The organism is Streptomyces sp. AC555_RSS877, assembly GCF_019049245.1.
In the GTDB taxonomy this organism is placed as follows: Bacteria; Actinomycetota; Actinomycetes; order Streptomycetales; family Streptomycetaceae; genus Streptomyces.
This window is the reverse complement of the sequence record NZ_JAGMUK010000079.1, coordinates 102,867-113,081: the sequence shown is the minus strand read 5'-3', so window position 1 is coordinate 113,081 and position 10,215 is coordinate 102,867. Positions and strand designations below refer to the sequence as shown.

The window sequence follows — 10,215 nt, the reverse complement described above, 5'->3', positions numbered from 1 at the left end:
AGTCGAGGGGGCGAGCGCACGGAGGCCCGAAGGACTGAGCACCGTCGTCCCCTCGACACCGACCGAGGCGCCCGGAGGCGGAGCGCCGAAGACACGCGTGGGGGACGATGGTGCGCATGCCCTCCGGAAAGCCACCGGCCAGCCCCTTCACCCGTCTCGACTTCCAGCTGGTGCTGCTGCGCCGCATGGCCGACCACAATCCCGACCTGGTGGAGGGCGCCCGGCACGAGCTGGGCGTCTCCATCGCGGACATGCGGGAGGCCAACCGACGGTGGCAGGCGATGGTCCGCTCCCCGCGGTCCCGGTCCGCCGCCTCCCGCTACCGCTCGGTCCTCGGCGAACCCGAGTCGGTGCTGACCCGCAGGATCGGCGACCTCGAGTGCGAGGCCCGCCGGTGGCCGCTTCCGCTCTGGCCCGACCTCCGCTTCGAGGTGCTCCTCGCCCCGAACGGCACCGTCTGGAACGAGTGGCTGATCCGCGCCCCCGGAAGCGACGGGCCTTCACTGCGGACCCTCGACGACCTCACTCCCTGGTCCTGCACGGTCGACGAGGCGGCCCGCGCCTTCGCCCCGGCCCGCCCCCTGCAGGGGACGGCGCCGACGCGGTGGGGGCTGGCCTTCACCGCCCCGGACGGTGACGGCGTGCGGTGGGAGTGTGCCGCCGAGTTCACATGGGGTCTGCTGCAGCGGGTGGCGGTCAACGACCGGTCCGCCGACGGCGACCGGAGCGACTAGGGCCTGTCCGGCGGATCATGCCGCAGACGCGGGGCCTGGCACGCCGATCCGCGTCGATGAGGCGCCGCGGATGTCCTGCGACTTGATCCGCCGGACAGGGCAGTACACCTAGGCGCCTCAAAGGGCCGCCGCCAGGATCGCCGCCGCGACGGCGGGCACCGACCCCGGATGCAGGAACAGGAACAGGTTCGGCTCGACCAGCTCCAGCTCCATCACCCGCGGCTGTCCGTCATCCCCGTCCACCAGGTCGACGCGGGCGTACAGCAGGTGATCCGCGTCCGGTACGGCGGCCAGAGCCCGCTCGGCGACGGCGAGTTCGGCCGGGGTCGGCGTCCAGGGCTCCAGGCCCGGGTGGGCGACCTTGTCCGCGTCGAAGGCGGTGCCGGGAGCGAGGACGGCCCGTTTGCGGCTGGCGTGCAGGAGACGGCCGCCGTAGAACTGCAGCGCCCGTTCGCCGGCCGCGTCGATGCTGCGCATGTACGGCTGCACCATCGCCGTCAGCCCCTCCCCGTGCATGCGCGCGAGGTGCCGTACGGCCGTGTCGTGCTGCTCGGGCGTGTAGCGCGCCGCGTAACGGGCGCCCGCGCCGGAGGTCGGCTTGATGACGTACTCGCGGTCGCCGGGCAGGTCGGCCGCGTCGCCGGGCGCGAGGTAGCGGGTGGGGACGACGGGCACGCCGGCCGCCGTCAGATCCCCGAGGTACCACTTGTCGGTGTTCCACCGCACGACGTCCGCCGGATTGGCCAGCCGCGTGACCTTGGCGCAGCGCTCCGCCCACGCCACGAACTCGGCCGCCCGCCAGCTGTAGTCCCAGGTCGACCGGATGACGGCGAGGTCGTAGGCGCCCCAGTCGACCCCGGTGTCGTCCCAGAACACGGCGTCCGCCTCGGCGCCGGCCGCGCGCAGCGCCGCCAGCAGGACGGGCAGGTCGGCGTCCTTGCTGGTCTGGGGCCGGGGGTCGTAGGTGACGAGGGCGACTCGGGGCACGGCGGGGGTCCCTTCTCGTACGGCTCGTGGCCCCGCAGGCTAACCGCCCGCCCCGGAACCGGGACAACCCCTTTGACCTTCACCTTCGGTGAAGCCCCAGCATCGGTGGCGAGGAACGGACGAGACGGGACGGGGGACCCTCATGGAACCGCTGACGATCGGCGCCTTCTCCAAGGCGTGCCGGCTGTCGCCCAAGGCGCTGCGGCTGTACGACGAGCTGGAGCTGCTGCGTCCGGCGCGGGTCGACCCCGACACGGGATACCGGTACTACGCGGTCGAACAGCTGGAGCAGGCGCGGCTGGTGGCGTGGCTGCGGCGGCTCGGGATGCCGCTGGCCCGGATCCGTGAGGTGTGCGCCCTGGAACCGTCCGCCGCCGCCCGGGAGATCCGCGCCCACTGGGCGCGGGTCGAGGCGGAGACGGCCGTACGGCGGGATCTCGCCGCGTTCCTCGTGGACCAACTGACGCAGACACCGAGGAAGGACACCACCATGCTGGAACTGCGCTACTTCGCCCACTCGGACCGGGGGCAGGTCCGCCCCGAGAACCAGGACACCGCGTACGCGGGCACCCGGCTGCTCGCGGTCGCGGACGGCTTCGGACCCGCGGGCGCCCCCGCGAGCAGCGCCGCCGTGGAGGCGCTGAGGTTCCTGGATACGGAGGAGGTGCCGGCGGGCAACGTCCTCAACCTCCTGGAGGACGCGGTTCGGGGCGCGACGGAGGCGGTCCGGGGCATCACCGGGGGCACGGACGAGTACGGCACCACCCTGACCGCCCTGCTGTGGACGGGCTCCCGTCTCGCCCTGGTCCACATCGGCGACTCGCGCGCGTATCTGCTGCGCGACGGCGGCCTGTTCCGCATCACCGACGACCACACGATGGTCCAGTCGCTGATCGACGAGGGCCGTCTCACCCCCGAGGAGGCCACCGCCCACCCCCAACGCTCCCTGCTCCTCAAGGCCCTGCCGTCCGCCGCCGCCGCGACTGCGGACCTCCGCCTCCACGACGCCCGCGCCGGCGACCGCTACCTCCTGTGCTCCGACGGCCTGTCCACCGTCGTCCCCGACGACCGCATCCGCACCCTCCTCGGCGCCGCCCCGGCCCCGGACGAGGCCGTACGCACCCTGGTCGCCGAGGCGAACACGGCCGGCGGGCCGGACAACGTGAGCTGTGTGGTGGCGGACGTGGTGGAGACGGCGACGGCCTGAAGGGTTGCTCCGTTATTCCGGAATAACGTAACGTCGGGGCATGGCCGATGATCCCTTGCAGGAGCGAGTCGCCGCGCTCGAAGAACGGGTGGCGCGGCTGGAGTTGAGACCGCGGGCGCCCCAGAGTGAGGTGTTCTGGGCGCTCGAGGGGCTGCGCGAGCGGCTCACCGGGGACGGTGAGGTCCTCTTCACCGGCGTCGTGGACCTGCCCACGGGCGAGCACTACGCATGGCAGCAGGGTGCGGCGACGGCGGGACTGCTCGAAGCGGACTGGGCGGACCACGCCGCGCCGTACGCCGCCCTGGGGCACCCGGTGCGGCTCACCCTGCTGCGTGCGGTGCTCCGTGGCACCCGCTCCGCGGCCGAGTTGCAGGAGACGGCCGGGCTGAACACGACCGGGCAGCTCTACCACCACCTCAAGCAACTCACCGCCACCGGCTGGCTCCAGGCCGAGGGGCGCGGCCATTACCAGGTGCCCGCGGGCAGAGTGGTTCCGCTGCTCGTGCTGTTGTCCGCGGTGGTGCCGGCACCGAACCCGACGACGACGCAGGAGTAGTTCATGAACCGACGGAATCTCCTGGGCGCGGCGACGGCCGCGGCCGGAATATCACTGTTACCCGGGCACGCCACGGCGGCCGGGAGCGATCTGGCCGCGCGGGTGCGGCCCTACCTGGACCGTGCGCTGGCCGCCGGCAGCCCGAGCGTCGTCTGCGGAGTCATCCGCGGCGCACACAGGCACGTGGCGGGCGCGTCCCAGGACGGCAGGGCCCCGGACGGCAGGACGGTCTTCCAGCTCGGCTCGATAGGCAAGACCCTCACCGCGACGGCTCTCGCGCGCGCCGTGAGCAGCGGGAGGGTCCGCCTCGACACACCGCTGACCCTGCCCCCGGGCTTCCCGGTCCCCCGCAAGGGCCCTCGGCGGATCACCCTGGCCGACCTGGCGACCCACACCTCCGGCCTGCCCTCCCTGCCGCCCAACCTCCTCACGGAGGCGGACCCGTACGACCCCTACGCGCACTACACACTGGCCGACCTGGCCGCCGGCCTGGCCGAGACGCCCCTGAACACCGAGCCGGGCAGCACCTACGCCTATGCGAACCTCGGGTTCGGCCTGCTCGCCCAGGCGCTGGCCTTCGACGACGTGGACGCGATGCTGTGGCGCGACGTGGCAGCCCCGCTGCGCCTGCGCGACACGACGACGACCCTGCGACCGGACATGGCCCTGCGCAAGGCCACCGGCCATCTCGCCGGGGACGCCGTCCCCGACTGGCACGACCACGTCCTCACCGGCGCGGGCACGTCCGTCTACAGCACCGCCGACGACATGCTCCGCTTCCTCGGCGCACAACTGCGCCCGGACCGCTCACCGTTTGGCGACGCGATCGAACTGACCCAGCGCCCCCGCTTCACCGTCGCCCCGACCCTGCGCCTCGGCCTCGGCTGGCACCTCAGCACGCTCTCCGACGGCCGCACCATGACCTGGCACAGCGGCGGCACCGGCGGATTCAGCACCTGCGCGGCGTTCGACAGACGGAGCGGGACGGCGGTGGTGATGCTCGTGAACACCTTCAGCGAGGAGTCCACCGACAGCCCCCGCCCGGTGGACGAGCTGACCTTCGGACTACTCGAAGCGTTGTAGGGGCGCGCGGAAAACAAAACAAGCCCCCCTGGTGCCGGTGACAGGCAGCGGGAGAGCCCGTATCTTCGATTGCGGAAACCGACGTGGGGGGGGGCCATGTCCGCAGAGTGGAATTTCGAGGAATTTTCCCGAAGCATTCTGAAGATGTACCGCGAGGAACTCACGGAGCGCGGAGGGAGTTTCAACCTCGCCCTGTTCGGCGATGCGGGCGCCGGAAAGAGTACGCTCGTCAACACGGTATTCGGAGTTGAGCAGGCCCAAACGGGCATCGGAAACCGGCAGACCGTCCATTTGCAGTTCTACCGGGAACCCGACGACGGACCCCTCGGCATCTGGGACACTCCGGGTTTCGAAATCGGTGCGGGGACGGTCCCGACCCTGATCGCCGCAGTCGAGAGAACCCTGCAAAAAGCGAAGCAGGGAAACGGCGACGAGTCCATTCACGCGGTCTGGTTCGTCACGAGATCCGCCACGGCACGATTCCTCGATGCGCATGCGGAGCTGATCCGGTCCCTGCACGGTCTCGGACTTCCCGTGTTCTCCGTCCTCACCTGCGTGGACCGGCTCGACGACCGTGTCGACCCGGAAGCCCTCGCGCTGGCGGAAGCCATCACGGCCAGGCAACTCCCCCTGGCCGGCGGGAAGGTCTTCTTGGTCAACTCGATCGAGACCGTCCCACTGGCCGGCCCCACCTACCCGGTGCACGGAGTCAGGGAACTCCTTGATGCCACCGTGCAGGAGATCCCCGAATCCGTACGGATCGCGGCCATGGCCGCCCAGCGCCTCGACTTCACCGTTCAGCGCGCGCGGTCGAAAAACATCATCAGAGTGGCGATCGCCGGCGCACTGCCGGCCCATTCGGCCCCTCCGGTCCTGGACATGGCGTCGTTGCTCGCCGTCCACGGAGGCATGATGTCGGGGATCAGCGTGGCCTACGGTGTGCCGGTGGACGTGAAGGCACTCACTCACCTGCTGTGGAAGATCCTGGTCGGTGGCGTCGCCGTCAAAGAAGGCGCCGGCTGGCTGGCCCGCGAGTTGACCAAACGAGCCACTGAGGAAGCCGGGAAAAAGGTAGCGGCCAAAGGCCTCATCAAATTCGTACCGGGACTCAACTTCGTGGTCGGAGCCGTGAGCACAGTTGTCGGGGCACCGGCGATGTACACCGTCGGCCGCGCTTGGATGGATGTCTGCGAGTACCTTCGACACCACCCTGAGGAAATCAAGAGCGGGGGCGAGACCCGGTACCTCGATCTCTTCCTCAAGTGTTATCAGGAAAGGGTGCGGGACAGCGGGCCGAGCTGGTTGTCGGCACTACTGCGGAGGTGACGGCGCATGAGCGGATTCCCCAGGCAGACGCGACCGCTGTTCGTATCCAGTACCTTCGAGGACTTCCATGCCGAGCGGGACCTGCTGACGAGCATCGTCTTTCCCGAGATGGCGGAGCGCCTCGGCTCTCGGCGGTACGGGTTCGAGCCGATCGACCTTCGTCTGGGAGTGGACACCACGGTTCACGCCGACGAGGCGGCCAAGTCGCGTCTGGTCGTACAGGTCTGCCTGGCGGAGGTCGCCCGCAGCAGACCCTTCGTGCTGGGCATGATCGGGGACCGCTACGGCTGGATGGTCCCGGACGAGCTGGCACGGACGACCGCCGAGGAGTCCGGGTACGAGGGGCCGACGGCCGGCCGGAGCATGACGGACCTGGAGCTTCAGTTCGGGCTTTTTCAGGGGCGCACTGACGGGCACCTGACCGGGGCACGCGTGTACGTCCGCGACCTGGACCTCAGCGGCGCGCCCGCTGAGGTCCGGAATCGGTTCACGGACGCGGGAGACGCCGCGAGACGCCTGCACGAGCTGAAGCGTGAGCTGCGGGAGTCGCTGGGTCCAAAACGCTTCCGGGAGTACCGGGCGGTATGGGACGCACAGCAGAACCGTGTGGTGGGACTGGCCGATTTCCGAGCCATGGTGACAGAGGACCTGTGGGCCGACCTCGACGCCGCGACCTCGGGCTCCCGCGCCACGAACGTGGGCTGGCAGGCCCGGGAACGTGCAGTGCTCGACGAGTTCTTTCACTCCTCCGCAGCGGACTTCGTCGGCCGCACGACCCTGCTGCACGAGCTGAAGACATTCGCGACGGGATCACGGACAGCGGGATCGCGGGCACCGGGATCGGGGACGGCGCGGATCTGCGCGGTGACCGGTGTTCCGGGGTCCGGCAAGAGCAGCCTCGCCGCGGAACTGGTCCGGCAGCTGCGCGAATCCGACGACCTGCTGGTACTCGATCACGCCGCCGGCATCGGTGGCGAAGCCGGCTCCGTGGACACCATGCTGCGGCGTTGGCTGCTGGAGCTGCCGAGCGACTCGCGTCCGGCAGCGGTGGACCAGCTCACGGGAGCAGACCTCGAGCGCACGTTCGCCCATGCGCTCACCCGCGTTGCCGCACAGCGGCCGGTCGCCCTCGTCGTCGACGCGGTCGACGAGTTCGAGCGATCGGTGCGCGCCCACCGGATGACCTGGCTCCCGAAGATCTGGCCCGAGGCAGCAAGGCTGATCTTCACCGCCACCCACGGCGACGACGTGGAAGCGGTGAGCCGGCGCACCGGGGCCCTGCGCCTGGAGCTCGGACCATTGGAGCCCGATGAGGCCGCCCGCCTCGTCGACTCGATCTACCGCCGGTATCGGCGTGCCGTCAACCGCGGCGTCAAGCAGGCGATTCTCGCGAAGCGGACGGCGGACGGTGCGGCGGCACACGGCTCACCGGTCTGGCTGGAGCTGGTCTGCCAGGAGATGAACCTGCTCGGTGCCGAGCACTTCGCGCGCTCGACCTCGTTCCCGGGCCCCGCCGACGAGCGCCTCACGGCCCTGCAGCTCGCCCTGGTGGAGGAGCTGCCGGCCACCCCGCGGGGGATGTACCTGCGCATGATGCGGCGCGCCGAAAAGGTCGCGGAGCTGGCCATTTCGGCAGGCACGGGATCCGACGGACAGCAGGGACCCGCGTGGGTCAAGGGCCTGATGGAGATGCTGGCCCTGGGCAGGCAGGGCTGGCGGGAGAGCGACTTCCGCGCGGTCATGGGCGCCCTCACCGGCGTCCGATGGACCGACCTGCTCTTCTCCAGCGTCCGGCGGGTGTTCCGTGATCATCTGGTGCAGCGCGGTGCCGCAGGACAATGGGACTTCTCGCACAGCGCGTTCCGTACCGCGGCTCTCGACGCCTACACGCTCCCCCCGTCCGGCCGTCAGGACCTGCACGAGCGCCTCGCCGCACACCTGGCGGACCTGGATCCGGACGATGCCCACCGCCGACGTGAACTCATGCACCATCTCGTCGGCGCCGACGACAGACTGGGAGCAGCACGGCTCTACGCGCGTGCGGAACCGGCCTCCGACCTGGCCCGCTGGGCGACGGACTCCTTGGCCGCCCGGTTCCACTCCGGGCCGGAGGGCAAGCCGTGGGTGGCAGGCCTGCTCGCCCAGGACGGACTCGGTTTCGCCGAACGCCTGCAGCTCGGCCACATGATGCTGCGGAAACTGGACGACCGGCTGGCGGGCGACGGAGCCGGCACGGACGAGCGCCGTTCGCTTCTCGAGGTGATCCGTGACAGTACTGCCACCGCCGTGGCGTCGGCGGCTTCACCGACGGCACGGAAACTGGCGGAGCGTCAACACGCGGTGGTACTGCTGCGGTTGGCGGACCTGGCCATGGACATCGGGGACCGGGCCTCGGCCAGGCAGTCGTACGAGTACCTCGTCGCCGACAACCACCGGGCCGCGCGCGACTCGCAGGCGTTGCCTCTCGCGGAAGTCGACTTCGCCGTCGCGCTCGAACGGCTCGGCAGCATGGACCTGATCGAAGGCCATCCGAGTGAGGCGAAGCGGCACTACGGCGAATGTGCCCACACGCTGGAACGGTTGATCGCCGAGGGCCCGACGGACGTCGGTGATATGTACATGACGTACTGCACCGCCCTCGAAGGCCTCGCCGAACTGTGCCGGCAGGAGGGCGACGCCCCGACGGCCGCGACCTACTACGCGCGCATGGCGGCTCTGGAACCACACCTCCAGGGCAGCCCGCACCTGGCCGAATTCCGTATCCGCACACACGTCAACTCCGCACGCTTGGCCGAAACCACCGACCGTCTCGCCGATGCCGCTCGCCATTACGCGGAGGCCGAGGACCTCGCGCGCCGCGCGGTCGAAGAAGCGCCGGAGAACGTCGAGTCACACAGACGATGGCTGCACATCCAGTCCAGTCTCGGGGACATCGAGCTCGCACGACGTCGTTCGGCACAGGCCATGCACTGGTGCCTCCAGTCGCTCGAGGGCTACCGAAAGCTGGCGGCGGCCCTGCCCGACGACCTACCGACGCAGCAGCAACTGGCCGCGGCTCTCGCTCGATACGGCGACGCGCTGATGCAGGGCAGGACACCCCAGGACGCACACGCGGTCTTCCACGAATCACTCGCTCTCCGGTCCCGCATCAGCGCGCTCGTCCCCGACGACGTCTGGGCACGGCGGGACGTCGGTCTGGCGTACGAACGCGTCGCATCGCTCCCGGACGTCTCACCCGAGGAAGCGATCGAGCATCTCGACAAGGCGGTCGGAATCTACCGACAGCTGTGGACCGCTCGGCCCGAAGGCGAGGAAGAACCCCGGACCCTGGCGATCGCCCTGTTCGCCCTGGCACGTCAGACGATGCGCGTCCCGGCACGGCAACTGGAGGGACACCAGCTCCTGGCCGAGGCACACTCCATACTGAGCGACCTCCGGGCGCGAGGTGTCACCCTGCACCCGGAGGGGAAGCGTGTCCTGGCCCTGCTGGACCCGCTGTTCGGCGGCTCGGGCCGCTGGACCCACTCGGTCCGGCCGAACGACGAGGCCGCCTATGCCGAGCTCAACGCGCGGGCTCTCATGGGTGAGCGAGCTCTCGGCTTAGGTGACTTCGAAACCGCCGAAGAGGAGTTCAGCCAGGTGCTGGAACTGGCGCGGAGCATCGACCATCCCCCCAGCATCGCGCGCGCGATGGGCAGCCTGGGCAAGGTCGCTCTCGTCGGCGGGAACGCGCAGGAAGCCTCACGACTGCTGCGCTCCGCCGCCGACTACGCCCACACCCATGGCCTTTCCGCCGAGGAAAGCGTCACGCTGTCCCTCCTGGCACGCCTGCATCATCAGATGGGAGACCCCGAGCTCGGTCTGCGCACCACTCTCCAGCGCGTCGAGCTGGCGCGGCGGACCGGCAACGCGCCAGATCTCGGCTCGGCACTCGGCACCGCCGCCGAGTACCACATCAACGCGCGGCGGTTCGACCAGGCGCTGCCACTGTTGCGGGAAGCGGTCGAGGTACTCGGTGAGTACCGCGTCGACGACCAGCTCGCCAGCGCCTACATGTACCTCGGCTGGGCACTCCAGGAACTCGGTCGCGCGGAGGAGGCGATCGACGCGTATCTCCGGCACATCGACCTCAGTGAGACGCCCGACCTCCTCCCACAGATCAACGTGGGACCCCTGCTCGGCGAGGCGGGACGCCTGGACGAGGCCATCGAACAAGGCCGCCGCGCAGTCACCCGCATGGAGTCCGAGGGCGTCGGTCCCATCGAGGCACTCCGGCGGTTGATCGCCGACTGGGAGAGACGACGAGACGCCGGAACCTGACC

7 protein-coding genes are annotated in these 10,215 nt (G+C 70.2%); 6 read left to right on the top strand and 1 reads right to left on the bottom strand.

From position 1 onward, the window contains the following. Positions 1 to 107: 107 nt before the first annotated feature. Complete coding sequence (locus KUM49_RS32270) at positions 108 to 734, top strand: hypothetical protein (protein WP_217240501.1); 627 nt, start codon at positions 108 to 110, stop codon at positions 732 to 734. Between the two features lie 117 nt (positions 735 to 851). Here the strand turns inward: KUM49_RS32270 and KUM49_RS32265 are convergent, their stop codons facing one another. Beyond that, positions 852 to 1,721, bottom strand: coding sequence for a RimK family alpha-L-glutamate ligase (locus tag KUM49_RS32265; RefSeq protein ID WP_217240500.1), 870 nt, complete (start codon positions 1,719 to 1,721; stop codon positions 852 to 854). A 142-nt stretch (positions 1,722 to 1,863) separates the two neighbouring features. Here KUM49_RS32265 and KUM49_RS32260 point away from each other — a divergent pair, with 142 nt between their 5' ends. From KUM49_RS32260 to KUM49_RS32240, 5 genes are all read left to right on the top strand, one after another. Further along, a complete protein-coding gene (locus KUM49_RS32260) occupies positions 1,864 to 2,928 on the top strand; it encodes a MerR family transcriptional regulator (protein ID WP_217240499.1) in 1,065 nt (354 codons plus the stop codon). Between the two features lie 40 nt (positions 2,929 to 2,968). After that, the gene (locus tag KUM49_RS32255) at positions 2,969 to 3,484 is read left to right on the top strand and encodes a helix-turn-helix transcriptional regulator (RefSeq protein WP_217240498.1); all 516 of its coding nucleotides are present in this window, start codon (positions 2,969 to 2,971) and stop codon (positions 3,482 to 3,484) included. Positions 3,485 to 3,487: 3 nt separating this feature from the next. Next, a complete protein-coding gene (locus KUM49_RS32250; RefSeq protein ID WP_217240497.1) occupies positions 3,488 to 4,567 on the top strand; it encodes a serine hydrolase in 1,080 nt (359 codons plus the stop codon). Positions 4,568 to 4,663: 96 nt separating this feature from the next. After that, on the top strand, positions 4,664 to 5,893 hold the full coding sequence (locus KUM49_RS32245) for a GTPase family protein (RefSeq protein WP_217240496.1): 1,230 nt from the start codon (positions 4,664 to 4,666) through the stop codon (positions 5,891 to 5,893). A 6-nt stretch (positions 5,894 to 5,899) separates the two neighbouring features. Continuing rightward, a complete protein-coding gene (locus tag KUM49_RS32240; RefSeq protein ID WP_217240495.1) occupies positions 5,900 to 10,213 on the top strand; it encodes a tetratricopeptide repeat protein in 4,314 nt (1,437 codons plus the stop codon). Positions 10,214 to 10,215 lie beyond the last annotated feature (2 nt).

Bases quoted from the DNA above. Each gene is read 5' to 3' on its own strand.
- KUM49_RS32260 (WP_217240499.1), top strand. From the start codon at position 1,864: ATGGAACCGCTGACGATCGGCGCCTTCTCCAAGGCGTGCCGGCTGTCG.
- KUM49_RS32270 (WP_217240501.1), top strand. From the start codon at position 108: ATGGTGCGCATGCCCTCCGGAAAGCCACCGGCCAGCCCCTTCACCCGT.
- KUM49_RS32250 (WP_217240497.1), top strand. From the start codon at position 3,488: ATGAACCGACGGAATCTCCTGGGCGCGGCGACGGCCGCGGCCGGAATA.
- KUM49_RS32255 (WP_217240498.1), top strand. From the start codon at position 2,969: ATGGCCGATGATCCCTTGCAGGAGCGAGTCGCCGCGCTCGAAGAACGG.
- KUM49_RS32245 (WP_217240496.1), top strand. From the start codon at position 4,664: ATGTCCGCAGAGTGGAATTTCGAGGAATTTTCCCGAAGCATTCTGAAG.
- KUM49_RS32240 (WP_217240495.1), top strand. From the start codon at position 5,900: ATGAGCGGATTCCCCAGGCAGACGCGACCGCTGTTCGTATCCAGTACC.